We start from the raw sequence: 25779 nt of genomic DNA, 5'->3' as shown, positions 1-25779 counted from the left end.
GGCATGACGCGGAGCGCTTCGCCTGCCCTCATCCATATGCGCATCGCGCCAAAGCTCCGTGCAAACTTGCCTGAGTTGCAGAGAGCGATTGACTCCATGGTGGCCCTTGATCCTTCGCTGTCTTACGTGATGGCTGATGATGAAGCCATCGTGCTCGGCGGCAATGATGAGGCGCAGTTGGATGATGTGATCAAATCGCTCGGCGCGCGCGGCATTGATCTTCATATCGGGGCGCCGGAAGCCGCCTATCGCGAAACAATCACACGCAAGACATCTGCTGACTATACGCACAAACGGCAGCAGTTTGGTGACAGCCAGTTTGCGCGCGTGATTCTGGAGGCCGGGCCAAACAGCCGGGACGGAGGTTTCAGTTTCAAGAACCACGCTTCCAAAGAGTCAATTCCATCAGCATACGTGGCTGGAGTTGAACGCGGCGTGCGTTCCCTCCTCCATGCAGGACCGATCATGGGCATGCCCGTCGTCGATATCCGGGTTGTGTTGCTGGACGGCGCATTTCACGAAACAAACTCATCCGTGGCCACATTCGAGATCGCCGCCCGCGCTGCGTTCAAGGAGGCGCTGGCGCTCGCCTTTCCCATTCTGCTCGAACCTGTCATGAACGTGACGGTGACCACCCCTGCCGAAGCGATCGGCCACATCATCGGGAATATGAACACCCGCAGAGGCGTGGTGACAGGGGCCGAAGACACGCCGGGCGGCACGGTGATCACGGCACAAGTACCTCTGGCCAATCTGTTCGGCTACGGTAATTTTCTCGCTGCGGCCACCTCTGGCCGGGGGCGTTTTACCCAGTCATATCTTCACTATGCGGCTGTTCCCCAATCCGGAGATGATCCCGGCCGTTTTCCGCCAGCGGTGGGAATGAGGATGTAAAACAGCCTGGCAAGGAATGCATGGCGGAGACGGAGTCCGCCGAACTGTCATCCGCTGGCGCTTGCCGTCACCCGCCGAGGCTCGCAGTTATCGCCTGTTTTATTGGTCTATTCTTCGCAGAAGCCCGCGGGCGTCCGCAGCCGTTTGTCTGGAGCCGCGTTCCGTGGTAGGACATGTGGTAGGGCAGAACGGGATTTCAGGGCACCATGGCAGGCAAGCTGCACAAGCTCACGCATCGGCAGGTGGAAACGCTGAAGGAGCCGGGCCGTCATTCCGATGGCGGCAACCTCTATCTCGCCATCTCGCCCAACGGCGGCAGGCGCTGGACGTTCTTCTATCGCTTCGGTAGCCAGCGCCGGGAGCTGGGCTTGGGAAGTGCTGGCCCCGGTGGCGTCAGCCTCAAGGACGCGCGCGAGAAGGCGGCAGAGGCACGGAGACTGGTCAGCGCCGGAACTGATCCGATCACCGTCATGGGCAGCGACGCCCGCGCCAAGGCCGACAAGACCATCCCCACCTTCGGGGCCTTCGCTGACGACTACATCAAGACCCACAAGGCCAAGTTCCGGAACGAGAAGCACATCGCGCAGTGGGAAATGACCCTGGGCGATGCCTATTGCAGCGCCATCAGGTCCAAGCCCATCAACCAGATCGACACCGAAGCGATGCTCAAGGTGCTCCAGCCGGTCTGGACGAAGGTGCCTGAAACGGCCTCACGGCTGCGGGGGCGCATTGAGAACATCCTCGACGCCGCCCGCGCCCGTGGCTTCAGGGAAGGCGAGAACCCTGCCGCATGGCGCGGCCACCTCAAGACCCTGCTCCCAGCCCGCCAGCGCCTCACACGGGGCCACCACGCAGCCCTGCCCTATGACAACATGGTCGCCTTCATGGCCGAACTGCGCAGCCGGAAATCAAGCGCAGCCTTGGCCCTCGAACTTGCCATCCTCACGGCCTGCCGGTCGGGAGAGGTTCTCAATGCCGACTGGAGCGAGATCGACCTGGACAAGGCGATCTGGACGATTCCAGCCACGCGCATGAAAGCAGGCCATGAACACCGCGTTCCCCTGACGGATCGCGCCGTGAAGCTTCTCAAGAGCCTCGCCCGCTACAAGCATTCCTCATTCCTGTTTCCGGGGAACAGCCGGGGCAAGCCTCTCTCCGCCATGGCAATGACGATGCAGCTCCGGCGCATGAAGCGGGACGATATCACGGTGCACGGCTTCCGCTCGACCTTCCGCGATTGGGCATCGGAGCAGACCTCGTTCCCCCACGAAACCTGCGAGCATGCCCTTGCCCATAGCATCAGCGACAAGGCCGAAGCCGCCTACCGGCGCGGCGACCAGTTCGAGAAGCGCCGGAAGCTCATGGACGCATGGGCGGCATTCTGTGAGCCGAAGGCCGGTGGCAAGGTTGTGCAAATCCGGAGAACATGAAAAAATCGCAAGACGCGCCGGGCTAGGCTGATCCCCGAACACCTGCTGCACCGCAGGTTGCCCGGCGCACCACTCACGGTGCAGCGAAGGTGCGCGCAAGATGGTTGAACATAAGCATGTTATTGGGAAAACGCTAAGTTACCCGGCTGAATTGCTTGCCCCTATTGACGCCGACAGCCTCAAGATGAAAAGTTTGATTCTGGGACAAAGCGTGGATCAGGCGCTACTCGAAGAGCTTCACGCCAAACACAAACTGCTTGCCGCGCATTACAAAATCCGGCGAGACGATCCCATGAAAGACTTCAAACTCCTTCTCGCGGTCCTTAGAGACTGGGTTCCGGGATTTGCAATTGGAGCAAGAGCCGACAAAAAGCGCAGAGGTGCGCCTCACAAAAATTCCCTCGATCTTGACGTCGAGCTCGTCACAAAAATAGACCAAATCGTGAAGGGGCAGAAATGCACAGTCATCGAAGCTTGCAAACAGTTCAAGAAAAGCCATCGCGGAGAACGGTGGTCAAACACCACACCAGCGGCGATCAAAAATCGCTATAATATCGTCAAGAGAACTCTCACAACCACTCCCTCAACGAAAAATGGGAAAAAAGCCTCATCCTTTAGCTCGGATGCCAAGGATGCACTTTGGAGCCGTTGGATCGCCGGGGCTTCGCCAGCCAAACCGAACAAGAATTTGAAACCGTAATTATTATTCGAATAATAATTCCAGGGTGGATTTTAATGCCCTGAGGCGAGCCTCATAACCTCACGTGTTAGCACGAACGCTGACGCGCTTGCCGGGGCAATCCGGCCATTTGTGAGGAAGAAATGGCTAAACAGCCGCTTGCTTACTCCCGCACAGAGGCAGCCCACATGGCCTGTTGCGGATTGACGACTCTGCATGAAGCGATTGCCGTAGGCGCGCTGCGTGCGAAAAAGCTGGGGCGCAAGACCCTGATCATGTCAGATGATCTGGAAGCCTGGCTCAACAGCCTGCCTTCTGCAAAGGAGGCCGCGTAACCAACATGAAGAAAATCAAACGCCCCGGCGTCGGCATTGAGACCGGCGCGCGGGGCGGGAAGAATGTTCTTGGCGGAACACCCTCCCTTACCACCGCTCCCGTAACTGCGCAACGCCATCGTGCCCCGCTTGTCGTGGGCTGGACGGTGGATCGCTGGTCAACCGTATCGCTTCTGGAGGTGCGCGATGGCCGCTAGGCTCACAGTCACAGGCCGCCGTCTCGCTGATGGCGGCACCTTCACGGCGACGGGCCGCGATGCCTGGGCGCTGCTGGAACTACTCCGCATGGGTGAGCGCGGTTGCACGCCCATCGACAATCCCGGCCCGCGCTGGAGCCACTACGTTTTCAAATTGAAGCGCGCACATGGCCTCGACATCGAAACCATAGACGAAAAGCATGGCGGGGCCTTTGCCGGCACGCACGCGCGCTACGTTCTGCGGTCACAGGTCGAGGTGCTGGAAACGTCTGATGTGAAGGAGGCCGCTTGATGGCGCAAACCTTCATTATTCAGAAGAACAGCCGCGAAGAAGTCAGGATCAGCCGTGAGTCCTATCGCGGTCACGAGTTGGTCAACGTGCGGACGTGGTATCGCGCCGACGATGACGGCACGATGAAGCCCGGCAAGCAGGGACTAGCCGTCAAGGCGGAGAAGTTGCCGGAACTGATCGCCGCGCTGCAGCAGCTCGAAAGCGAAGGGGGCTGAGAGCGATGGCGCGCCGCCGACACAACAAGACAGGACGGGGTGGCAACACCCTGTCCAGCTTTATAGCAATTGAGCGTTATCTCTTGAAATCGGCGGCGTGGCGCTCACTGCCGATGACGGCGCGTGCCGCCTACATCGAAATGGCCTGCCTCTATGACGGCGGCAACAATGGATTGCTGATCGCCAGCGCCCGCGTCATGGGCGAACGATTGGGCGTCAACAAGGCAACGGCCTCGCGCGCCATCGCCGAATTGATCGAGCGGGGCTTCTTGGCTCTCGCCCGTCAAGGCGGCTTCAACATCAAGGATCGGCATGCCGCCGAGTACAGGCTTACCGCCTATCGGTGTGACAAGTCCGGCGCTCTGGCATCGAAAGAGTTTCTGAAATGGGAGGCAGCAAGTTCAGAACACGGTTGCACCAGCGCAACCGTACAGTTGCACCCACGCAACCGTGGCCCAAAAACGACGTCGCTTCCGTCATTACAGTTGCACCCATGCAACCGTGAGGGCCATTTGGAAGGGGCTGACGGTTGCACCAGTGCGCCACCTTTATATTCTACCATGGGAGGTACGGCAGACAGGGTGACGCCACTCACTCCGAAGCCAGCACAGAAGCCCGCGAAGCGCGCCCCCCAAGGCGCCGTAGCAAGCGGGCGTCCTGCGGATGGCGGCAACAGCATCCCTTCACGACTTCAAACGCCATTTCTGGCTCGCGCAGTCAAGCGTTGAACCGCATTTGGGCGAATTGTTTAAGCCCTGCTTATCAATCCATCTGAATAGGATTCGACAAACCGCAAGTTCTGGGTCTGAATACGAGAATGGGCCTTCGACACGGCATCGGTGGTTTCTGTATGGCCTTTATTGGCCTTTTCGCGCAGATGCTCGCGGCATCGGCAGCGGAAATAGTCCTACGCCCGGAATCGACCCCTGATTTGGGTATAATCCAAGTCTCCGGCGAATTGCAGCGCGGCGATGAACAGAAATTCGTCAGCATTGCCCTGAATGTTCCCAAGGCAGTTGTGCTGCTCGACAGCGACGGCGGCAATCTTAATGCTGGCCTGGAAATCGGAAAGGCAATCCGTCTTAAAGAGTATGTGACATGGGTAGATAACGGCATGCGGTGCGCATCGGCTTGCGCGCTGATCTGGCTGGGCGGCACGAAGCGCCTCATGAGCCCGGTTGCACAGATCGGATTCCATGCCGCTTACAATGGCGACGACGGACAGGTCACAGGGGCTGGAAATGCCCTCGTTGGAGCCTATCTCGGTCAACTCGGCCTAACACAGTCGTTCATTGCCTTTGCGACAGAACGAAACCCCAATGAGAGCCTGAACTGGCTAACCCCTGACCAGGCGAAGGCGCTGGGCCTCGAGATGGAGGTCATCAATAACACGCCTGCATCAACGCCCGTCCCTACAGTCTCATTGCCTGCGCCTGCGACCCAGCGCCCAGACACCAGCGGATTTGGAACAGGCGGCCTCAGCAGACTCAAACGCGTTGCCGGATATGATATTTTCGGATTCGATCTCCCGCGCATGCCAATCCGCAACATTTCTGCCGATGATTGCGCGTCAGCCTGCACAGGAAACAGCAACTGCATGGCGTTTACATTCAATCGGCCAAACGCCGCCTGTTTTCTGAAGGCCAGTGGTTCAATGGTTGTGGGCAATCCCAACGCGGAAACCGGGTACCGCGCAGAGATTGAAGGCCAGCTTCATCAATCTTCGATCACTGTGTTCGAGAAGACTGATTTGCCGGGTGCGGACTATGCGAGCTTGAAGGGCGTGGCATTCGTGGCCTGCCTTCAAACCTGCGAACAGGATGGCCGGTGCATGGCCTTCACCTATACGAGCCGCCATTCCATGTGCTGGCTGAAGAGTTATCTACCGGCGCCAGTCAAGACTCGCATCGCCATTTCTGGCGTCAAACGCTTGTCGAATTAAACGACAGGGCTGCGCGAAGGTGCGCAGTACGCAGGCGGGCGCGAGATATTTCTATATATAAATATAGGGGCAGATTTCTTCGCGTTGTCCCCAACTTATGCTTTCCGGGACTCGCGATTTGTAGTAACGTCCTCCGCACGAAAGCCACTGTCGTGATGACGGCGCTTGTCCGGAGTTTGGAAATGAGCCACCTCGACGCCGTGTTGCGCGTCCGCATTCCCCGAAGTCTCAGCCATCGCCTGAAATCCGCCGCGCGTTCGGAATCGCGGGGCATGAGCGCCATCGTGCGCCAATGCGTGCTCGCCGAATTGCAGCGCCTCGATGCGCCCTGCCCGGCATCGCGCGATCCTGACAGCGAGGAGGAATAGTCTCATGGGCATTCTTGGCAATCTGCTCCGCACCGGTAATCCATTCGGTTTCAACAGCGACAGCAAAATGGGGGCGGAGCTTCCCCGCAGCTTTTCCGCCAACACCTTCACCAGCGCTCCCCAGAGCAACGATCCCCGGCAGGCGGCGGCGCACTTCCTGCTTTCCCAAAGCGGCATCCTTCCGCAAATCATGGGCGGCGCGATGATGCAGGGGTCCGGGCAGCAGCAGCCATCGCAAGCCAACGGCATGCTGCCGAACGGTGACAGCGCATTTTCCAACATGATGCGCAACACCGCCAACCGCAGCGGTCTGGGAGAAATCGATCCGGCGTATCTCCGGTACCAGCCGCGCGGCGGCCTCTATGCGACAAACTGGAACTCGGGCTGAAGGAACGCGCGATGGGCGGACTGCTTGGATTGCTGATGAACGGTTCCGATGCCTTCGGCGGCGGCGGCAATGGTTTCATCTCACCGGACGATCTGGACCGGCGCAAAGAGGCAGCGCAGCGCCTCATGCAGTCGGCGGGCTTGATCCCCATGATGATGGGCTACGCGGCAATGAACCGCGTCAACGGTGACGAAACCCGGATGCGCACTGGCGCGAGCAGGGATTTCAGCAACGCATTCTGGGGCAACGTGCTTGCTCCCGGCGCTTCACGTGAAACAGCCTCAGCGCCTGCATCGGTGCCCGCCAACGTCAAAGACGGTATTGTGCAGACCGCCAATGCGCTTGGCATCAGCCCCGTCGATCTCGCCACGGCCATTTCCTATGAGACGGCAGGCACGTTCGATCCCACGAAAGCGGGGCCGACCACGAAATGGGGCCAGCACAAGGGCCTCATCCAGTTCGGCCAGCCGCAGGCCCAGCAATACGGGGTGGACTGGAACAACCCGGTTGGCTCCCAGCTTGGCGCGAATGGCGCTGTTGCGAAATACCTTACCGATGCTGGCGTGAAGCCCGGCATGGGGCTGATGGACATTTACAGCGCCATCAATGCCGGGAAGGTTGGCCGGTACGGAGCCAGCGATGCAGCGGCAGGCGGCGCTCCGGGCACCGTGGCCGACAAGGTGAACAACCAGATGGCGGCGCACCGTGCCAAGGCCATGGCGCTGCTGGCGCAGAATGGCGCTCCTACGGTCCAGCCCGCCGCTGACACCCCTGCCACGGCCCAGCCGCCGATGGGCCTCAGCTTCAACGGCGCGGCAGCCGTTGCCCCGCCAGCGCAGCAGCCCGTTCCCCAGCCGCAGGTCATCCCCGCTGCAGCGCCACCGATGCAGCAGCCGGTCCAGCAACGCCCGATGACGGCATTCCAGCGCCTCAACATGACGGCGGCGGCCAAGGACGGCGGCGCAATCGATCCGCGCAACCGTGCCGTGCTGCAAGGCGGCTCCGTGACTCAGGGTGGAGGCTGGAATCCCTTTGCGCCCCGTATGGCGCAACCGCCCATCCAGCAGCCCATGCCCGCTGGCGGGCCTTCTCTGCCCCAGCAAACCGGCATTGCACAGGATGGCGGAACAGCCCCGGCAGGCAACGATAGGCTGGCCGTGTTGCAGCAGACAATCAGCAGTCCGAATTTCGTCTGGATGCCTCCGGCCCAGCAGAAGATGATCCTCGATGCGTTTCAGCAGGAATATGCGCGGGCCAATCCCAGCGAGGCCGACAAGGTTGATCTGGCGATCAAGCAAGCTCAGCTCGAGAAGCTCCAGCATCCAGACACGTCACTGGTGAATGCCGGGGATGGCAGGTTGTATGATCCCAAAGCCGGTAAATGGATCGTAGCTCCCGACAGCGGCAACACCAGGCAGCCGTCATCGGTGCAGGAGTATGAATATTATTCAGCGCAGGAGAAAGCGGCGGGCCGCCAGCCCGTCGATTATGGCACATGGGAGAAATCCAAAACGCCAGTCACAAACATCAGCGTTGGGGCTGGCAGCGGTGTGAAAGAAGATAAAATCTTCGATGAGACGAAGGCTCGCGCCGATGCCGCCCGTGTGGCAGCGTCTGGCTATCGCGCCCTCGAAAATGCGGAACGCGCTCTTGATGGCGGCATCATCACCGGCCAGTTCGCCAATCAGCAACTCGCGCTCCAGAAGATTGCTGCCTATTTCGGTGCCGACCCATCCGCTGTCACCAATACGGAAACCTTCCGCGCCGCCATTGCGCCGCAAGTGGCGGCACTGCTCAAATCGACAGTGGGCAGCACGCAAATCTCCGATGCTGACCGCGAATTCGCCGAGAAGGCCGCAGGTGGATCCATCACGCTCGATGAATCCTCGATCCGCCGCCTGATCCACATCGGCAAGGTAGCGAATGCGGAAATCGCGCGCGGCTTCAATGCCGACTTGAACCGGGTCTATCCTGAGGGCCAGGAAGGCAATGACCGCGTGCGCGCGCTGTTCGACATTCCCAACGTCCCTGCCACCTACATGACGCCACAGGGCCCGGATCGCCCCGCAGGCAATAGGCCAAGTGCGGGACAGTATTCAGCGGAGCAGATCGAAGGAACGCGCCGCTCCCGCATGCTGAAGAGCGACGAGGAAGCCGTTCGATGGCTCACCAGCCACGGCATTGCGCCGGGCGGCAAAGGGCCGACAGTCATCAACGGCTACACGATCCAGAAGGTATCCCCCTGATGGCAACGTTCCTCATTACCGGGCCGGATGGCGCTCAGTATCAGGTTGATGGCGAGAACGAGGAAGGCGCGCTTGCAGCCCTGCAACAGCATGTCAGTGACGAGCAGCAGCCAAGCTGGAGCGAGTTGCCCGGCAACATCCTGCCCTCTGCGAAGCGCATGGCGTCGGGTATCTATGACGCCGTCAGCCATCCCCTCCAGACCGTGGACAACACCGGCGCGCTGATCAGCGGCGGCTTGGGTCACGCATGGAACGCTGTCACGCCTGAGTTCATGAACATGACGCCGGGCCATGACATGCAGATGGCGTCCGCTCTCGCGCAGGGCATGCGGGACCGCTACGGCGGCATGCAGAACATCCGCCGGACGATGATCGAAGACCCGGTTGGCGCGCTCGGCGATGCCTCGATGCTCCTGTCTGGTGGTGCCGGTGCAGCGGCCCGCGTGCCAATGCTGGAAGGCACAATGCTCCCCCGTGCGCTCGCCACCGCCGCTGACGTGACCAATCCATTCAAGGCCGCTGCCGTGGCCGGCAAGGGAGTGACGAAAGGTGCGGGCTATGCCGCAAGCTGGCCGCTCTCGCTGACCACTGGCGCGCCCGCTGAAGCGATCCGGGAATCTGCCCTCTCCGGCTATCGCAGCGCCGCAGCGGCTGGGAACAGCCTCAAGGATCAAATCCGGGGCTTCCTGATGGGCGACGAGTCCGGCAAGGCTTTCCGCGATGCGATGCGCGGCAACACCCCCGACGAGGCCATCATCGGCCAGGCGCGTGATGCCATGGGCAGCCTTGCCGACAAGCGCAGCGCCGAATATCGCGCCAACATGCAGTCCACCGCCAACAGTGGCGCGGTGGTTGATACCAATCCGGTGCGGAAGGCGCTCGATGAACTGCGGCAATCGCTCCAGGTTGGCTTCCCGGAACAGGCGGCAGGAGAAGGCGAACTTGCCTCCAATGCCGCTGCCTATGCGCCCCTCAACAAGGGAACGCCCGCCGAGTTTGCCAAGCTCGACCAGATGCAGAAGCTGCTTGATGAATGGGAGTCCCATCCGCAGGGCCGGACGCCCATCGCCATGGACGCACTCAAGCAGCGTTATTCTCGGATGCAGCCCAATGCCACGGATGGCAATGCCGCCAACGAGCGCCGCCTCGTCACCACCGCCACCAATGCGGTGAAGGATGCCATCATCGAGCAAGTGCCTGAATATCGCAAGGCGATGGGCGACTACGAAGCCGCCATGAACCTCAAAAGCGACCTTGAGAAATCGCTGGTTCCGGGCAGCAACGTCTCCCCCGACACCGTGATCAACAAGCTGCGCACCTCCATGACCAACGACCGGCGCGGCAAGCTGCTCGAGCAGCTTCAGGACGCTGGCGCCCCCAATCTGAAATCATCGATCGCGGGCCGCGAGATGGCCTCTGTGCTGCCAAAGGGTGTCCTCGCCAAGGCCGTCGCCATGGGCGGAGGCAATGCCGCCGCCTGGCTCAATCCCCTGCTGTTGCCTCTGCTTTTGGCGTCATCGCCGCGCGTCGTCGGTGAAGTCGGCAACAAGCTGGGTGCGGCAGCCCGCATCGGCGAGAAGGTGTCACCATCGGCCCAGAAGGCGCTCATCGCCTCGATGCTGTCCCGTGCGCTGGAAGCCGCCCACTGATGGCAAAGCAGCGCAAACGCAAATCCGCAGAACCGGAAAGCCCTGAGCTTCTCCCGCTCGCCCGTGCCATGCAGGAACAGGGGCTCGAATGGTTCAGCCGCGCGCAGGCAGGAGCGGAAGACTCGGAACTGGCGCTTGCCACCCTCGAAGTCCTGCGCGGCGCGATGATGATGCACCGCCCGAAATCCGGCCTTGACGCCGCCATGATGATCGACGCGGCGCGCTGTGTTGCCGTTTTCCTGCACAGGATGGCGGAGACGGCGGAAGAGGGTGACACGCCCGCCCTGGCGCAGTTCGTCAAGAGCGGCTGCGAGGAGATTGCCACCGGCCTGTTCAACGCCCGCCAGTACCTTGAACAGCAGGCCGGAACGACGCTCGCCGATCTGGGCGTGTTCCAAGACGGACAGCGCCTGCAATGATGCCTGATCCTGCAGAAGCGAAACAGGATTCCCGGTTCCAGCCCGGCCAGAGCGGCAATCCAGCGGGAAGGCCGTCAGGATCGCGCAATAAGGCCACGCTGGCGGCTGAGAAGCTGCTGGATGGGGAGACTGAGGCCCTGACGCGCAAGGCCGTCGAAATGGCACTGGAAGGCGACGGGCAGGCCCTGCGGCTTTGTCTGGAGCGCATCCTGCCCCCGCGCAAGTCCCGGCCGATCCGCCTCGACATCGGCAACATCAGCGGCGTCGAAAGCCTTGTGGCTGCCAGCGCCAAGGTTCTGGAAGCGCTCGGCTCCGGCGACATCACGCCCGACGAGGCGCGGGACGTGTCCGCCGTAATCGAGAACGTGGGCGCGGCCATCGAGCGCCGGGAGCTTGAACAGCGCATCGCACGGCTGGAAGCGGAGAGCGGCAAATGAGCGCCACCCAGGACAAGCGCATCACGCGGCTGGAATCCCATTCCAGATGGGGAGGGCCGAAGGAACTGACCGAAGCCACCGTTATCGTGATGCGTGTTCCTGACGGTGGCGACAGTGACCCCCGCGTCGTTGCTGCCCGCACAGCCGCGCACCGCAAAGGCCAGGGGTTCACGGCCTCGAGTTCACCGCATGCCGCCGATCTGCCGCTCTGGCGTCCTGTCCCGCTCGATGCCGTTTCAGATGAGTTCCTCGATGAGCGCATCAGCCAGCTGCAGGCCAGCATCCGCGAAAGCATGAGGGCCGAGGCGGAGCGAGACGGGCTGACACGGGCTGAGCTGCTGGCGAGATATGCCGCTGAAGGTTTGACCGAATCCGATCTTGCAGACGTACCGGCCTGAAAGGAAACACCATGGCAAAGTCACTCGCAACCCGCCTTGAGCAGCTGGAGAAGGCCGCGCCCCAGACCGGCCATGAGGCAATCACGGAAATCCGCCGCGTTATCGTCAAACCGGATCGCACCCCGGCGCTCGACGGAAATGGCAATGCTCTGGTGCTGGTTCGTGACCTCGTGGAGCGCAACAGCTACTGGCTGAACGGCGAGGCGGCTTAGGCAGAAAGAATGGTTGTCGTTCTATGTCCTCGCGCTGCGGGGTCCAGCGGATAGCCATTGCCGGATCACAAGCTCGACTCGGAGGTTATCCTCAATATATTGGGACGTATGGCCGTCTACGATCTATACAAACCATTCCGAAATGCCTGCTCCAACTATTCGTTGCGTGAGTCGATTTATGCCATTTGGGCCTACACCCAATGGCTACAGATGAAAGAATTTCAACTTCCTACCGATATGGATGTGGATTTCAGGGTCAAAGCGGCGTCTCAACGCCAAGCTCTGATATCGGAATGGGAACTGGAAACCCTTACCAGAGAAATTTTTTTGAACGCGACTACAGCGCCCGTTTCAACTAAGTCATTGAGGCGTTGGGGTGACTTTGCAAATCTATTCAATCGGCTCAAATTCTTAGAAGAGCGCATCAGCGAAGAATACGGGGATCACGAAAACATATTGGTTGAAGTTGCCAGAATTAGCCATAGGCAATTTCCCTGGCAGTCCCATCCCCCCAGCCGGGTGGTGATGGCTCGATATCTCAAGATATACAATTCTGAAGAGATTAATAGGATCGCACGCGAGCGGATTGGAATAAGCATTCAAGACATTTTCATTTGTGGTTTGGCGGCCCTCGGAATGGTCCTAGAAAAATTTATCATTCGCGAGCCGATAGCATCAAACATCAAAGGTATATCGGAAGATACAGTTGCGCGTTTCGTTTCGTTGTGCTCGTGCGGTCTAGATCAGATACGCAGTGCGCTAAAGGATGCGCAAGCGTATGATGAGCGGTACTCTTATTCCTATAATCCGCTCCGGGCAAAACCGCTAATCAGAATCGAGTTTGACGGACGCACAGAACTTCTGTGTGCCCAACCCACCCTTCTGTTTTGGCGCTTTGGCCCCGGCCTCTATTATGACCTGAACGATCATCCCGATTTTGGCAATGCACTCGGCTCGTCGTTGCAGGCGTATGTTGGAGAGGTTCTATCCAGAAGCATGGGCGAAAATGGCGCACGAATCGCCGCGGAGACAAAATATTCAATCGGCAAGCGCCAACTCGATTCAGTGGATTGGATTGTGTGGGATGATCGAGCAGCGTTGTTTGTCGAGGTAAAATTGAAACGCCTTACCATGGACGCTAAAGCTGCTCTGCTGGACATTGCGCCGATGATCAATCAGCTGAAATATGTAGCGAAAGCAGTAGCGCAGACCTACCGAAATATCGCTGATTGTAGAGCCGGGCATTACCCTCATTTTCAGGCAACAACCGAAAAAGCGATTTTCCCATTAGTCGTGACTTTGGAAAATTGGCATGTGTTCGGAGATTACACATATTCGGAACTTGACCGTCTTGTCATTGAAGAATGTCGAGCCCACGGCGTTCCCGATGACATGCGGATCAATAGCCCTTATATTTTGTGCTCGGTCGATGAGTTGGAGGTAGCTGTCCAGGTAATTCGCTCTATCGGTGTAGAGAAGTTCGTGGAAAGAAAATTCGCTGGTGGCGAAATGACCAGCTGGGGACTGCTCCCCTACCTAAAGCGCGCCTTCCCGGAGTTGGTCCAAGCCGCAAAGCCGCTTTTTAGTCGGGATTTTGACGACTTTGTAGACAGCACAATCGGGCGTCGCTTTGGGCGCCCGACATAGGAAATGTGAGATAGCAGCCCCGCCCACGGCCTTCCCTGTGCGTCTAGGCGGCTTTCTTGGCCGCTTGCTTGGGCTGGCCCGGTTCCAGTCCATAGAGGCGGTCGAGTTCCTCCTCTGCCGCCACTGTTCGGTCCATGACATCGTAAAGCACGTTGATCACATCATGGTCCGTCACATCGCTGTGCTTGCCCCTGACTTGAAAGATCAGGATCAGGCTGCGCAGCAGGGAGTTGGCGGTTTCCAGCTTCACGCTGGCGTCGAAGATTGCGTTACTACGATTGGTTGGCATCCCAGCCTCCTATGCGGCTTTGCCGGTGGTGTGTTCCTTGATCCAGTCTCGGTCCCGCGCGTCGTCCCAATCTCTTGCCATTTCGGCGGCGAGGGCAACGAAGGCTGGCAGGTCGTCGGCCAAGTTGTTGGCGTGATACTGCAAGAGCGTCCAAGCCTTGTCGTTCGCGTCATTGGCAGTGACCGGCTCGGCAGCAGCCGAGATTGCCGCCGCAGCCGTGGCGTAAGTTGCGAGCAGGTTGATGACGTCCTCGAGGATATTGCCCGGCTCCGTGGGCACCACAGAGCCTTTCGGGCCGGTATGCTTGGTGAAACGAGGCTGGCAGTGAAACGCCTGCGCCACGTCGCCCAAAGACGTCATAACATCCTGCATGGCGCGCAACTCTGCGGCCGGCATGGCCTCCATGGTGGCAAGGTGCTGGGGCGGAATAACCTCCAGAACCCGCGTGGCGGAATAGTCGGGCTTGCTCATTGCAGACCTCCAAAGCGGAGAAGATCGGACAGGATGCTGGAGGCCATGGTGTTGATGCGCCAGTCCTCGCCAACCTCGGTGGGTTCCATGTTCTCGAAGGCGGCGATTTCGTGCAGCGCCACCAGCTTCACCCGGACGCCTTGCATGGTGCTGGCCTCAAGCGCCGCCAGGCGCTCGGTGGCGTTGTCCATCTCCTGCAGGCGGGCTTCCCATGCCGTCTCTGCGGCAGTGACGCCCATAGCTTCCTCAAGCCGGTCGCCTTCCGCGCGCCATGCCTTGAGGGCGGCGAGGATTTCCAGACGCCGCTGGTTCGCGGCCTCTCCGCCTGTGACCCGGCGATAGAGGCTCCAGTCCTCCAGTTCCTTGCGGTCCCATGGGGTATAGAACGTGCCATCGCTGTCCGGGTTGGCCGGGCGCGGCAGGTCGAAGGCCTGCACGTCTTCATCGTGGAAGCGGCAGACCTCCGGCAGGGCAGGCCGTGCGGCGGCATGCTGGGCCATCAGGCCGTCAAGGAAGGCGCTGTCCCGCCTGCACAGGGCGGCGGCGTCGCGGATCGCGGCAAGGGCCTCCAGAAGCTGCGCCTCGCCATCGGGAGCCATGGCAAGGGCAGGCACGGTGGAGACGGTTGCCACGGCGGCGGATGCCGCGAGCATGGCGCGGCGGTTCAGTGAGATGGTCATGGGGTTGCTCCAAAGCTGATGGGGTTGCAAGGCCAGTGGCGGACGGCGTCGAGCGGGCCTTCGCTCTCCTGATCGTCCTGCCAGCCTTCGTCCTCGCAGGCGTCCTCGCGGTCATCGGTGCCGCTGGCTCCCCATGACAACTGGCTGCGCTGCCTGGTTTCGAAGGGGCCGGGATGGCGCTCCAGTGCGCCAAGGCTCGGCTCATTGTCGGCGTCAGCCTCGCACTCATCGCTCATCGGCTGATGGGAATGCAGGAGATTATGGCCGGACCAGCCATAGCCGCTGTCGGCAGCGCCAAGGGTTGGTTCATCGTCGCCAGTGTCTTCAAGGTCCGGATCATCGTCCGCAGCGTCGAGCCGCGCGATCAGGGCTTCGATCATGTCCTCGATGCCCTGCCGGGATTCGGGCAAAGGCATGCCGTTCAGAAAATCAGCCATGGGGCTGTCCTCCGTGGTTCAGATTGGGGAATGGTGGAAAGGTGAGGGTGTGATGCACTCACCCCGCGCCGCCCGAAGGGTATGTGCGTGACACACATACCCTTGGGGCCGGGCCAGTAATCAGGCGGCGGCGAGCGCCTTGTTGCAGGCGGTGATCCGCAGGCTGGTCACTTCCGCCAGCTTGGAATGATCGTCCACCCATTCCTGCCCCATCGCGGCCTTCACAGCGGTGGTATCGAGCGTCTGGCGGATGGATTTCTGCATCATCACGGCAAAGGCGTCACCTTCGGCAATGAGAATGCCACGGGCCTTGAAGGCATCCTTGGCGGCGTCGAGTTCGGCGGTGGCGGCCTTCGCCTTCCGGTCCAGCTCGCCAATCAGATCGGCAAGCATGGTGGGAGAGAGATTGTGAAAACGGGACGGGGTTGTGGTAGAATTGATGGTAGCCATGTTCGCAACTCCAATTGCGGGTTTGGTTAGGGCCTTGGGGAAGTTCGCTGCTTCCCCTTGGCCTGCAATTGTGGTATCCTAAAATACTGACCACCGCAACAACTATTTTTGGATACCATGAAAAAAGATGCTGCGAAGCGTTCTCGCGGGCGTCCGGCCACCGGGCGCGGCGAGCAAATCAACGTCCGCCTTCTCCCTGACCTTCTCTCCGCTGTAGACAAGCACATGGAAGCGACAGGAGCGGAGTCCAGGCCGGAAACGATCCGGCAGATACTCACGGAATTTCTGAAGCGGCGCGGGTTGTTTTAAGCGATGTCGGATCAGAAAAATCTGCCTTTCCCTCTGGATGCGGCGGTCAGCTACTTTTTCCCAAATGGCGGAATCACCAAGAACACCCTTCGAGCGGCGATCCGCAAAGGTGAGTTGGAGTGCGAGCACATAGGAAACAAATATTTCGTGACCGCGAGTGACATAGAAAAGTGGCGTGAGAAACTTCGCAAGCCAGTAACAAGGCGTTACAATAGACCTGCCGCTACCGGTACTGCCGATAAGGAACAGATTGAAGTCGCAAAAGCAGCCCTTCGCCATACAGCTCAGTTGCTAATATCCGGCTCTAAAGGTCGGCAGGCCCGAAAGCGGGATCAATAAGGCAGCCCGCGAACTTGGTGTGACGCGGGAAGAGGCACGGCGCGCTATCAAAGCCTCCAAACTCACGCCAGAAGGCCATTGACTCTAGTGCGCGACTAATTTTAACTATTGTTAACTTTCGATCTCAAGCAACCAATCTTGAACGGGGGCTCCATGTCTGTTGCTCGTGGGGTGTTTTTGCGTGCCGCGCTCCTTGTCGCCGCATTTTATGCTGGCACTCTTCCGAGTTTCGCGGGCCTAGTTTCGGGGAATGTGTTTGGGCATGGTTCAGGGATTGATCTTGCAACGGGCATAGTCAATCCCAACTTTTATGCGACGTTTTCGTTCGACCCAACGCTGGACACCAGCAGGGTAACGACTAGCACGTCAGAACTCTATCAGTGGTCAAGTTGCGCTGCTGTCGTTGTCCCTCTCGGTAGATGGCGAAGGAACTGTTTCATACGTTGGTAGTGAGCCTGCAACATTCCATATGACCAAGACCGTGGCGGGTGGCCTCGCCACAATTATTTTTGAACTCGATCAGCAATTCGCAGACAGTTCCGGAAATCATCTCCTGAGCCTTGTGTTCTCAGTTGGCTCTAGCAACTCAACCAATGTCGTTGATCTGGCGGCGTCACTCTCTTGGTTTTCCACAGTGAGTGGGCCGGGCAACGGAATTGGGACGGGCTCTTTCGGCTTCAAGGATTGTTCTGATCTCACGTTTTGCACCGGGGCGTTCGCTGCCTCTATAAACTACTTGACGATTTCGGGTGGTTCGCCGTCCCCGGTTCCACTGCCCACGGCTTTCCCATTGTTTGCGACTGCGCTTTTCGGTGGGTTGCTGATGCGGCGAAGGCGCTGTAGCTGAGGGGGCAATGAAGCTGGGTGGGGTTCTGGGGATCCTCGCGGCGCTGGCTTTCAACGGCCCGGCATGGGCGAGCGACGGCGATCCGGCAAGCCTCTGCGGAATGTCTGCGGACACCATCACAAACTGCCCGGTTCCGGCGCCATCGCCTGCCATATCGCTCTGGCAGGAGGCCCGAAGCGGCTGCTGCTCTCATCACCACGGCGTTTGCGGCTGTGCCGGTGACGGTATGCAGCAGTGCTGCGACGGCGCGGAAAGCCCGTCCTGCGGCTGCGGGCAGTAACGTAAAGCGTGACGTAACGCCCAGGTCTTCCCAAATCCTGCGGCCTGCGATAGCCTCAAACCGTCAACATGGAGATTCACAATGACTTTCGACTTAAGCGGTCCGGTTGTTCCAGTGCAAATCGACGGGCCGATTATTCCTATCGGGGATTAAATCGGCATCAATCCTTGCCGCATTTGCTAAAAGGCCAGCAACCGGCTTGACGAAACCTCCATAGGTTTTGTCTACCTTGGCGGCGGGCGCTTCCTGCTCACCGCGCTTGCCACAGAATGGTTCCGTCAACTTTAATGCCCCCTCGACGGGCCGTTTTGTGTGCGCTGTCCGTCCCCTTGAGAACATAAAAGCTTCTGTTTCGTCCGCTTCGATATGAACCTGCCCCGGCCGCCAGCACGGCAAACCGCGCGATTTGGAGCGTTTTCCCGGCCATGGAAAAACTACATCCGCTTATGGACCGGGGCCTTTCAGAGCAGAGTATCTGCGCGTTGATCGAGGCGGGCTACGCATTTCCGGAGAGCCTGCTCGCTGTGGATCAACAGCCCATTGCCGCGATCACCGGCCTGAGCGAAACTGGCCTTGAAGAAATCCAGGCTTATTTGACGCTCGTCAAAAAGCCCGCGTCAGGTGGCAGCTCTGGCTCAGAAACCGGATAATCCCAATATTTCACTGCTCCCGACCGTATCGCCCGTTCGGCCACGAGCCGGGAGAGTTCAGCGCGCGGGATTTTCGTACTACCGCCCAATTCTTTGACAATCTGGGGAATATCGACGGTCATGTCAGCCTTAAGAAACTCGGCAATACGGTTGTCGATGAGAGGGATAAGGTTTGACTTCATGCACGTTCTCCGGAGGCACTGCTTGTGACACGTTGGCAAATCCCCCTCAAAGAATTGAAAAGCCCGCCCCGGGAGACGGGCTTCCGGTGGTGTTACCGCGCCGCCATCTGGCGGCAGAGGCTGACGAGGCCTGCTTCGTAGGAGGCCGGGCTGTTCATGATTTTCATGCAGGTCAGCGGAATGTTTCTGGCTGTCTTGCCGCCATTGCCGCCATCGCCTGTCCTGGGCGGCTGTGCCGGCGTGGCAACGGCGGCGCGCGTGACGCCACAGCTTCCGCCTGCCGAGACGCAAAGTGCGATAAGCTGATTGCGCTTGAGAACGCTCAAGCGGGCGTCAATCAGGCTCTTGACCTGTGCCGGAGTGCCGGTTCCGCAGCCCTTGCCGCCGCCGGCTGACACGCAGAGCTTGACGAGCTGCTTCGGCGTCAGGACGCCGAGGCGGGCGTGGATGCCGCCGATCAGGGCTGAATCCGCCTTGACGCTCACGAGGGAGTTTGCCGTTCCAACCGTGGCCGATGCCGTTGTGGAGACGCCTTTGGTCACACCGCCGACAGTGTTTCCGACCGCTTTGCCAAGCCCGCCGACAGTGTTACCCACGGTATTTCCCAAGCCGCCCACCGTGTTGCCGACGGCGTTCCCCAGTCCACCGAGGCCGTCAGCATATGCGCCAGCCGCCGAAGCGAGAAAGGCGATGGAGGCGATAGTCAGCACGTTCTTGCGAAAATTCTTACGCATGTAACTCTCCATTTTGTACACACGCAGCCGTAGCCGCTCTCTATCTCCGGAGTTGAAAGGCTCCCCATCCACGGGGAAGCGCATCACGCACCGAAAATTCCTGAAAGAGATTGTGGATCGCAGAACCCGCAACGGGCTCGGTGAAGATTTTTCATTGCACCAGCACCGCCATCCTGCAGCGCACGCCGTCGATCCAGACATCGGCCGATCCGACTTTTGCGCCTGCGAGGGCAAGGATCGTGTTGACCGCCGAATCAAGTGTGGGTGTGACGCTGGAGAGCGTTCCCTTCAGCGATGCCGTAACAGCGCCCGTGGAAAGCAGGCTTAACCCGCCGAGTTGTACGCTGAGATCAAGATTGCTGACGAGCGATGCAGTAAGCGACTGGGTGAGTTCATTACTGGAAACCGTCTTGACCTTGTTCGCCGCAATGTCCGAAGCATCGAAGGGCACTGTCTGCGGGTACATGCTGCCGATGTTGACGTGCGCTTGCCCCGTTACCTTCACAAGGGAAGCGTCAATCAGTGTTGCCTTTGAAACCGGCGTGGCGGATGTGAAATCGGCTAGGCCTCCGCCGGAAACTTCGCCGATCCAGGTGTCGGCCACGCCCGGTGTAACGGCGAGATTGACCATGGCATGTGTGGCTTGCCCGCCGGGGCATGTAACGGAAGAGACCGTGGCTTCGCCGTAGGCAAGCTGGAGATAGAGCGGCAGTCTGATGCTGAGGCCATTGAGAACGCCAGACCCGCCAATGGTGGCGATGAGACGCAAACGCGTTTGCGCCGTGCGCACGATGCTTCCCGTTCCGCCCACGGTAAAGCTGGGCGAATGCTGCGGCGGTTCTCCGATGGCGACCGTGAGGGAGGTAGCCGCAAGACCCGGCAGCGTAGCGCCCAGATTGACCGTTGCCTGATGGGTTCCGTCTGCGACCGTTACGGCAGACGTAATCAAATCCATCACATTCGCCGTCGCATCCAGTGCTGCAGAGCCTTGGCCGATACGCAGATTGCCTGACGATCCCAGATCAAACATATGGCTCAGGGGAATGGTGACGGAAGAATATTTGGCGTCGCGGCCAAAGTCTCTGACGGCGGTGTTGACGCTTGCCTGATCTCCGGTGACGTCGGCGAGGGCGCTGCCGAATTGACCCATGGTGGCATTGGCGCTGAGAAGATCATTGTAGGTGCCGGACCGGATGTTCATTTCGCTGGCGAGCGCGTCCATGAAAGAGAGCACATTTACGCGGCTCGAGAGCAGGGCGTTGTAATCCATGACGCTTAGCGAAAGGCTTGTGCCAAGCAGGCCTCCCAGCACCCCATTGGCAATGCCGCCATCCGCCTGCGCGAGGCGCGACCCGATGCTGAAGGCGGCTTCCGGCGTCGTGCTGGCAATGCCGCTGACCTTGATGGTCGGCGGCTTGCGGAACATGGCCTGGAAATAGAGCGTGGCGGGCTTGCTGACATCGACCCGAACGGCGTTGTAAGGCGTGGCATTGTTTGTGAATCTCTGCGCGACGGGCACGCTGGTGTCTGCCGAGTAATGCCCGCGCTGGACCGAGACCACCGGGCTGTCGTTGGCTTCGCCGGAGACAATGCCGCCGCCGCCAAGCGCATCCTGTGGCACAAAGCCGTTATCCTTAAACGCCTGCGACGCCGCCTTTTCCGCTTTATCGATGTTGGAGGCGGCAACGATCGCCGCGAGATCGGTGACCGATTGCAGATTGGTTTTTTCGAGATAGATTGAACCCTCGTCAACGCCCAGCCCCGTGGCTGCTACGCAAACGGGAAAACACAGAGCCGCCAGGATGGCGATGTTTCCGCCTGAATCGCGTAGAAATGCCCGCACGCTCCGGCGCATGATCAGAGCCCTCCGATGCGTACCGACGACGTGCGGATAATCTGTTTAGACGGTAGCAGGGACGCAGGAAGCAAGCTCCAGATCGGCAGCTCGGCCGCGTTGTAATTGACCGTCACGATGACTTCGTTCTGGTCGGCGCTGTTGCTCACCATGTAGCGCAGCTTGCTGTTGTCGATGAAGCTGTAGCTGCCGATATTGCTGGCCACAAAGCTGGCGACCAGAGAGTTGCGCTCGGCCGTGTTCAAGCCAGCTAGGGCGGTGCGCGCGGAATTGGTCGCCAGTTCCTGCACCTGGTGGGCGGTACCAAGGTAAATTCCATACCCAAGCATTCCTAGCAGCAGCAACACGAAAACCGGTGCCGAAAGCGCGAACTCAACGGCAGCTCCGCCGCTTTCGTTGGCGCGAAATTTCGAGATGCGGCACGGTAATGGAGAGAAGGTCATAGCCTCGCCCTTTCCACAGTTGTGACACGACCACAATCCGACTTGTCGTGCTTACGGATTCCTAAATTGACACTTCAATTTATCGAATAACGCTAGGGAAAGTCCGGCTAAACGCAGTTAACTACTTCGTTCCGACGATACATAGGCCGAAAGCCGCGGAAAATTGTGCGCTATTTCAAAAATGTACACCTATGAATTTTTCTAGTTATTATATTGACTTAGCGTCACTGTCCGCTTTGAAGTGGAATTTTGGATGGCGTTAACGATGGCTATCGAGAACGCCGCTCGAAAGTACATAGAAAGGTCAATAGAATACAAAGAATGTTTTGCTGTTGATTTAATCTGGCACAAATCAAGGATAGCTATGCCCTGCAGGGCGCGACGTGGACCGAGTTCCAGGCGGATTAGTGCGGCCCCGGCGCGTCCGTCACCTTTACTCCGCCTGAGAAGGCCAAAGATTGAGGCTCCACAAGATCAACCCGTCAATCCCGTGCATGTGGTGCCACGAGAAGGGGGAGCTGGCGTTCAAGGACCTGCACTATCAGTGAGGCGGCGGAACCAGATAAAAGGAACTCACCCATCCTGCTTCTCGCCTTTCGCCACGATGCGCAGGGAGCCGTCCGGCAGAGGCCGTTGCAGCGCCTTCGCCTCGTCCCAGCTTTCGTTGGGCCAGATTTCCCGCTCGGCCTCCGTGGTCAGGATCGCCGGCATGGCCTTCGGATGGATCGCTGCAACCTCTTGGTTCGGCTCCGTGGTCAGGAAGGCAAACAGGTCCGTGGTTTTCATGGGCTGGCACTCCTTACTGCTGGGGATTGGCGGCGCGGACGTTTGAAAAGCTGTGGTCGCCCAGAAGCTCGGCCATCACGCCGTCAACGGCGGTGATCAGGGCGAAGCAGCGGTCCTGAAGCGGTGAGCCTTTGGGATGCTCGCCCCTGCCACACTCCGAAGCCAGGTTCCTGACCGTCGCCAGCCCATCGACAAAGTACTGCCGGTCAGAGAACGACATGGGGAGATTGGCGGGCATGGCTGAACCTCGTGGCAGGCCGTGAGCGTCCGTAGTTGTTCGCTATATGTTCCTTTCGTGAAATAGGAGTCAAGACCTATTGGCCGGACGGAGCGGGATCAGGCGATAGGAGAGGCTTGGTAGGACAAATGGTAGGGCACGCAAAATGCCCTCTGAATAAAACGTAATAAATTCAGTTCACTATGATAAAAATTTGGCGGAGACGGAGGGATTTCGAACCCTCGATACGCTGTAACACGTATGACGATTTAGCAAACCGTTGCCTTCAGCCACTCGGCCACGTCTCCGGCGGCTGGCTTTTGCCAAGATTTGGCCCATGATGCAAGGGCAGGCATTGCGGCGCGGACATTTCCGGCCCATATTGAGGCTTAACGAATTCTTCGCTGCTTCGCCGCGATTGTTGGCTGAGCAGAATCGGATGTGGGGTATTGAACATGCGCAAGGTTTTGATGGCGGCGGCCCTGCTCACGCTGGCTCTTCCGTTGCAGGCGCATGCCTATGAGAATTTCATTCCCGGCGGCCTCAACTATGCGCCCGGTTCCAACGCCCTGCCCCCGCTCAACAGCGAGGAAGACCGGTTTAATACCCAGGTCGATATTTATGAGTCCGACATTTACGGCCGGGCCCGCCGCGCCCAGGAGTTCAGCAGTCAGCTGAACCACTTTGAAAACAGTCACGATCTCAACGGAAAGAGCAACTTCATCGATTACTGAGGCTTATCGCCTCAGTGCATCGTCAGCCAGGCGCGGGCCTGGCGCTGCGCTTCAGCCACCTGTGCCGAAGTCATCTCGCGGGCCAGTTCGCAGCGGTAGGCGCGGGCATCTTCGCTGCCCTTCATGGCGGCAAGGTTCAGCCATTTATGGGCAGCCACATAGTCCTGCGCCACGTCGCGGCCCAGGCAATACATCATGCCCAGTTCAAACAGAATGTCGGCGGTCGCCGCATTCGGGATGATTTCTGCCTGCGATTCGCCGTTGATTTCGATCTTTGCCATTGTCCGTCCCCGTCTGTTTCATCGCCCTCTCCGGCTCTGCGGCTGGTCTTGCGGGCTTGAGATGAATTTGACTCGCGGCGCGAAACAGCCGGTTAAGCAGCACGCTTAAATGGAAATGAACGGCGCGGCCGCAGGTTCCGCACCTTTATAAGGCTCCCAAATGAATTCAAGCACTTGGGTTAATGGCGGACAGGGCAAGCCTACCGGCTGTTAGCGAAGCGGAAACCACGCCTGCGTTTAGGGGTTTTCGCCTGTGGGAACGGCCAGAGTCATGGTGATGGGAAAGTGATCGGAGCCCGAGGGCTCGCCCAGCCGTTCATCGGCCACCACGCCGATGCCGGGCGATACATAGATATGGTCGATGGCCATTTGCGGGAGGCCCACCCAACTCGGCCATGAGGGCAGCATGGTGAGGCGCTGCAGCCCCGTCTGGTTCGCCAGCGTGGCGGCGATGCGCGAGAAGGGCGTGGCGTTGAAATCGCCCATCACCAGCTTGGGGCCGGGCGTCAGGTCGATCAGATCGGCCAGCGCCTTCACCTGCCGGTATTGGGCGCGGGAATGCGGAAAGCGGATGGTGTGGATGGCAAAGACCGTGAGATTGCCGCCCTCGGGGCCCAGCTTCGCCATCAGCAAGGGCGCGCCTTCCCAGCCGATCCTGCCTTGCGAGGAGAGGATCGGAAACTTCGACAGGATAGCGAGCTGGCAATAATCCTGGGTGAAGCAATCGGCCTGGTAGGGGTAGACGTCCTTCAGCGCAGCCAGCAGGTGACGCTTGTTGGGGCCGAATTCCAGAACGGTGAGGATATCGGCGTCGAGGCGGCGCAGCTCTTTGCCCACCGCCTCGGCGTCATGGTTCTCATACCAGGTGTTGAAGCTCGCCACCTTGATGGGCTTCTGCCCCCCCTTCACCGCGCCGATCACCGGAGACGTGAGGGCGGCGATCTGCGGCCAGGCGCCGATGCCGACAAGGCCGATGAGGATCAGCAGGAAGGCCGTCGTCACCCGCGCCACCGGCATCAGCCGCCCGATGGCGAAGGACACGGCAATCAGCGCGAACTGCAGCGTGAACTGCGCGAAAACGTCGAAGGCGATCCACAGATGGCCCAACCTTCCCGCGCCCAGCCCCACGAGGCCCAGCAGCATGCCGAGATTACATTCCACCCGGCCGAAGGTGCGGCGCTTTACGGGTGCGGGCGCTGATGCGTCCGCCGGGGCAAGGTCAGGGTCCGTCACTGAGGCATCGCTCCGGATGCGTCAGATGAGCCTGCTCTCCATCGGCAGGATCTGTTCAGGAGTGCCAAAGCCCGGAAGCGCCTCAAACCGTTTCTTCCATTCCATCAAATGCGGATAGTGCGAGAGGTCGATGTTCGCCTCCGCCGTGTAACGGGTCACCGCATAGATGCCGATATCGGCAATGGTGGGGCGCTTGCCGACGATCCAGTCGGATTTCGATAGTTCCTGCTCCAGCACCGCGAAGGCGGCCTTGGCCTCGGTATCATAGAGCATGCGCACTTCATCGCCGAACTGGCGGAAGCCCCGCGCCCGGGCGCGCAGGCGCAGCACCGGGAGGGAGAGCTTGTCCCACTGCCAGAACAGCCATTCCATGATGCGGTTCTTTTCCTGCTCGGTCTTGCCGTCGAACTTCTGCAGGCTGTGCGCGAGATGTTCGAGAACGGCGGCAGACTGCACATAGAAGGTCTGGCCGTCACGCAGAGTTGGCACCTGGCCATAGCGGTTCTTGACCAGGTAATCCGCCTGCTTGTGCTGTCCCTCGCGCAGGTTCACGTGAATATAGGAAAAGGGATATCTGCTCAGCGCCAGCATGAGGCCCACCGTATAGGTGGGGCCGGACGTCATGTTGCCGTAGAGCGTGAAGCGTCCCTTGTCCGCCGATGATCCCGAAGATTTGGCCGGTGCGGCCGGTTTCTTCGCGGCGGGCTTGGCTTGCGCCTTTTTGACTGTTGGTTTTGCCGCCTTCTTCGCCACCGGCTTTGCGGCAGCCTTCTTCGCAGCCTTTTTGGCTGTCTTTGCCATTTGATCGTCCTCC

Annotated in this window: 34 protein-coding genes, 1 tRNA gene and 1 pseudogene; 21 read left to right on the top strand and 15 right to left on the bottom strand. The window is 59.7% G+C overall.

Annotated elements, in window-relative coordinates:
* Positions 1-3 precede the first annotated feature (3 nt).
* The 18 genes from QM694_RS01570 to QM694_RS01485 all read left to right on the top strand — a co-directional run bounded on the left by QM694_RS01570 (position 4) and on the right by QM694_RS01485 (position 13748).
* Positions 4-894, top strand: coding sequence for a hypothetical protein (locus QM694_RS01570; RefSeq protein ID WP_415005194.1), 891 nt, complete (start codon positions 4-6; stop codon positions 892-894).
* Between the two features lie 206 nt (positions 895-1100).
* Complete coding sequence (locus tag QM694_RS01565; protein WP_415005193.1) at positions 1101-2324, top strand: tyrosine-type recombinase/integrase; 1224 nt, start codon at positions 1101-1103, stop codon at positions 2322-2324.
* Positions 2325-2424: 100 nt separating this feature from the next.
* Positions 2425-3024: a hypothetical protein gene (locus QM694_RS01560; RefSeq protein ID WP_415005192.1), complete on the top strand. Its 600-nt coding sequence runs from the start codon at positions 2425-2427 to the stop codon at positions 3022-3024.
* A 122-nt stretch (positions 3025-3146) separates the two neighbouring features.
* The gene (locus QM694_RS01555; RefSeq protein ID WP_415005191.1) at positions 3147-3338 is read left to right on the top strand and encodes a DNA-binding protein; all 192 of its coding nucleotides are present in this window, start codon (positions 3147-3149) and stop codon (positions 3336-3338) included.
* Positions 3339-3343: 5 nt separating this feature from the next.
* Positions 3344-3535, top strand: a complete 192-nt coding sequence (locus QM694_RS01550; protein WP_415005190.1) for a hypothetical protein — start codon at positions 3344-3346, stop codon at positions 3533-3535.
* On the top strand, positions 3525-3827 hold the full coding sequence (locus tag QM694_RS01545; RefSeq protein ID WP_415005189.1) for a hypothetical protein: 303 nt from the start codon (positions 3525-3527) through the stop codon (positions 3825-3827). Before QM694_RS01550 ends, QM694_RS01545 begins: the two co-directional genes overlap by 11 nt.
* Positions 3827-4042: a transcriptional coactivator p15/PC4 family protein gene (locus QM694_RS01540; protein ID WP_415005188.1), complete on the top strand. Its 216-nt coding sequence runs from the start codon at positions 3827-3829 to the stop codon at positions 4040-4042. The genes QM694_RS01545 and QM694_RS01540 overlap by 1 nt, the downstream gene beginning before the upstream one ends.
* Before the next feature lie 5 nt (positions 4043-4047).
* Positions 4048-4770, top strand: a complete 723-nt coding sequence (locus QM694_RS01535; RefSeq protein WP_415005187.1) for a hypothetical protein — start codon at positions 4048-4050, stop codon at positions 4768-4770.
* Between the two features lie 122 nt (positions 4771-4892).
* Positions 4893-5984, top strand: a complete 1092-nt coding sequence (locus tag QM694_RS01530; protein ID WP_415005186.1) for a PAN domain-containing protein — start codon at positions 4893-4895, stop codon at positions 5982-5984.
* A 182-nt stretch (positions 5985-6166) separates the two neighbouring features.
* Positions 6167-6352: a hypothetical protein gene (locus tag QM694_RS01525; RefSeq protein WP_415005185.1), complete on the top strand. Its 186-nt coding sequence runs from the start codon at positions 6167-6169 to the stop codon at positions 6350-6352.
* A gap of 4 nt (positions 6353-6356) precedes the next feature.
* Complete coding sequence (locus QM694_RS01520) at positions 6357-6740, top strand: hypothetical protein (protein WP_415005184.1); 384 nt, start codon at positions 6357-6359, stop codon at positions 6738-6740.
* A gap of 11 nt (positions 6741-6751) precedes the next feature.
* On the top strand, positions 6752-8986 hold the full coding sequence (locus QM694_RS01515) for a hypothetical protein (protein ID WP_415005183.1): 2235 nt from the start codon (positions 6752-6754) through the stop codon (positions 8984-8986).
* Positions 8986-10635 carry a hypothetical protein gene (locus QM694_RS01510; protein WP_415005182.1) on the top strand — a complete coding sequence of 550 codons (1650 nt, stop codon included), beginning with the start codon at positions 8986-8988 and terminating at the stop codon, positions 10633-10635. Before QM694_RS01515 ends, QM694_RS01510 begins: the two co-directional genes overlap by 1 nt.
* The gene (locus QM694_RS01505) at positions 10635-11054 is read left to right on the top strand and encodes a hypothetical protein (RefSeq protein WP_415005181.1); all 420 of its coding nucleotides are present in this window, start codon (positions 10635-10637) and stop codon (positions 11052-11054) included. Before QM694_RS01510 ends, QM694_RS01505 begins: the two co-directional genes overlap by 1 nt.
* On the top strand, positions 11051-11491 hold the full coding sequence (locus QM694_RS01500; protein WP_415005180.1) for a DUF5681 domain-containing protein: 441 nt from the start codon (positions 11051-11053) through the stop codon (positions 11489-11491). The genes QM694_RS01505 and QM694_RS01500 overlap by 4 nt, the downstream gene beginning before the upstream one ends.
* On the top strand, positions 11488-11889 hold the full coding sequence (locus QM694_RS01495; protein WP_415005179.1) for a hypothetical protein: 402 nt from the start codon (positions 11488-11490) through the stop codon (positions 11887-11889). The genes QM694_RS01500 and QM694_RS01495 overlap by 4 nt, the downstream gene beginning before the upstream one ends.
* Before the next feature lie 11 nt (positions 11890-11900).
* Positions 11901-12101, top strand: a complete 201-nt coding sequence (locus QM694_RS01490; RefSeq protein ID WP_415005178.1) for a hypothetical protein — start codon at positions 11901-11903, stop codon at positions 12099-12101.
* A 57-nt stretch (positions 12102-12158) separates the two neighbouring features.
* Complete coding sequence (locus QM694_RS01485) at positions 12159-13748, top strand: hypothetical protein (RefSeq protein ID WP_415005177.1); 1590 nt, start codon at positions 12159-12161, stop codon at positions 13746-13748.
* A 43-nt stretch (positions 13749-13791) separates the two neighbouring features.
* Here the strand turns inward: QM694_RS01485 and QM694_RS01480 are convergent, their stop codons facing one another.
* The 5 genes from QM694_RS01480 to QM694_RS01460 form a co-directional block, all read right to left on the bottom strand.
* Positions 13792-14037 carry a hypothetical protein gene (locus QM694_RS01480; RefSeq protein WP_415005176.1) on the bottom strand — a complete coding sequence of 82 codons (246 nt, stop codon included), beginning with the start codon at positions 14035-14037 and terminating at the stop codon, positions 13792-13794.
* A 9-nt stretch (positions 14038-14046) separates the two neighbouring features.
* Positions 14047-14508, bottom strand: a complete 462-nt coding sequence (locus tag QM694_RS01475; RefSeq protein WP_415005175.1) for a hypothetical protein — start codon at positions 14506-14508, stop codon at positions 14047-14049.
* A complete protein-coding gene (locus tag QM694_RS01470) occupies positions 14505-15188 on the bottom strand; it encodes a hypothetical protein (protein ID WP_415005174.1) in 684 nt (227 codons plus the stop codon). Before QM694_RS01470 ends, QM694_RS01475 begins: the two co-directional genes overlap by 4 nt.
* The gene (locus QM694_RS01465) at positions 15185-15625 is read right to left on the bottom strand and encodes a hypothetical protein (protein WP_415005173.1); all 441 of its coding nucleotides are present in this window, start codon (positions 15623-15625) and stop codon (positions 15185-15187) included. Before QM694_RS01465 ends, QM694_RS01470 begins: the two co-directional genes overlap by 4 nt.
* Before the next feature lie 120 nt (positions 15626-15745).
* Positions 15746-16075: a hypothetical protein gene (locus QM694_RS01460; protein WP_415005172.1), complete on the bottom strand. Its 330-nt coding sequence runs from the start codon at positions 16073-16075 to the stop codon at positions 15746-15748.
* Positions 16076-16192: 117 nt separating this feature from the next.
* Between QM694_RS01460 and QM694_RS01455 the strand changes: the two genes are divergently transcribed.
* Both QM694_RS01455 and QM694_RS01450 read left to right on the top strand, forming a co-directional pair.
* Positions 16193-16384, top strand: coding sequence for a ribbon-helix-helix domain-containing protein (locus tag QM694_RS01455; RefSeq protein WP_415005752.1), 192 nt, complete (start codon positions 16193-16195; stop codon positions 16382-16384).
* Positions 16385-16387: 3 nt separating this feature from the next.
* Positions 16388-16723 (top strand): helix-turn-helix domain-containing protein, encoded by a 336-nt coding sequence (locus QM694_RS01450; protein WP_415005171.1) that lies wholly within the window; start codon positions 16388-16390, stop codon positions 16721-16723.
* Positions 16724-18439: 1716 nt separating this feature from the next.
* Here the strand turns inward: QM694_RS01450 and QM694_RS01445 are convergent.
* From QM694_RS01445 to QM694_RS01415, 7 genes and pseudogenes are all read right to left on the bottom strand, one after another.
* Positions 18440-18682: a hypothetical protein gene (locus tag QM694_RS01445; protein ID WP_415005170.1), complete on the bottom strand. Its 243-nt coding sequence runs from the start codon at positions 18680-18682 to the stop codon at positions 18440-18442.
* 92 nt (positions 18683-18774) lie between these two features.
* On the bottom strand, positions 18775-19416 hold the full coding sequence (locus QM694_RS01440; RefSeq protein WP_415005169.1) for a hypothetical protein: 642 nt from the start codon (positions 19414-19416) through the stop codon (positions 18775-18777).
* A gap of 151 nt (positions 19417-19567) precedes the next feature.
* Positions 19568-21271 carry a TadG family pilus assembly protein gene (locus tag QM694_RS01435; RefSeq protein WP_415005168.1) on the bottom strand — a complete coding sequence of 568 codons (1704 nt, stop codon included), beginning with the start codon at positions 21269-21271 and terminating at the stop codon, positions 19568-19570.
* Positions 21272-21273: 2 nt separating this feature from the next.
* Positions 21274-21714, bottom strand: coding sequence for a TadE/TadG family type IV pilus assembly protein (locus tag QM694_RS01430; RefSeq protein ID WP_415005167.1), 441 nt, complete (start codon positions 21712-21714; stop codon positions 21274-21276).
* Positions 21715-22287: 573 nt separating this feature from the next.
* Positions 22288-22494 (bottom strand): annotated as a pseudogene (locus tag QM694_RS01425) (SOS response-associated peptidase); the annotation flags it as partial.
* Between the two features lie 19 nt (positions 22495-22513).
* On the bottom strand, positions 22514-22738 hold the full coding sequence (locus QM694_RS01420) for a hypothetical protein (protein ID WP_415005166.1): 225 nt from the start codon (positions 22736-22738) through the stop codon (positions 22514-22516).
* 194 nt (positions 22739-22932) lie between these two features.
* A tRNA-Ser gene (locus QM694_RS01415) sits at positions 22933-23025 on the bottom strand.
* 147 nt (positions 23026-23172) lie between these two features.
* On the opposite strand from QM694_RS01415, the gene QM694_RS01410 reads away from it, so the two are divergent.
* Complete coding sequence (locus QM694_RS01410) at positions 23173-23451, top strand: hypothetical protein (RefSeq protein ID WP_415005165.1); 279 nt, start codon at positions 23173-23175, stop codon at positions 23449-23451.
* Positions 23452-23462: 11 nt separating this feature from the next.
* On the opposite strand, the gene QM694_RS01405 is transcribed toward QM694_RS01410, so the two are convergent.
* The 3 genes from QM694_RS01405 to QM694_RS01395 all read right to left on the bottom strand — a co-directional run bounded on the left by QM694_RS01405 (position 23463) and on the right by QM694_RS01395 (position 25766).
* Positions 23463-23732, bottom strand: a complete 270-nt coding sequence (locus QM694_RS01405; protein WP_415005164.1) for an SEL1-like repeat protein — start codon at positions 23730-23732, stop codon at positions 23463-23465.
* A gap of 237 nt (positions 23733-23969) precedes the next feature.
* On the bottom strand, positions 23970-24965 hold the full coding sequence (locus tag QM694_RS01400) for an endonuclease/exonuclease/phosphatase family protein (protein WP_415005163.1): 996 nt from the start codon (positions 24963-24965) through the stop codon (positions 23970-23972).
* A gap of 21 nt (positions 24966-24986) precedes the next feature.
* Positions 24987-25766: a glutathione S-transferase family protein gene (locus tag QM694_RS01395; RefSeq protein WP_415005162.1), complete on the bottom strand. Its 780-nt coding sequence runs from the start codon at positions 25764-25766 to the stop codon at positions 24987-24989.
* Between the last annotated feature and the right edge of the window lie 13 nt (positions 25767-25779).

It is taken from the genome of Aestuariivirga sp. (assembly GCF_047602625.1).
Lineage (GTDB): Bacteria > Pseudomonadota > Alphaproteobacteria > Rhizobiales > Aestuariivirgaceae > Aestuariivirga.
The sequence above is the reverse complement of the archived record's forward strand: the minus strand, read 5'-3'. Positions and strand labels throughout refer to the sequence as shown.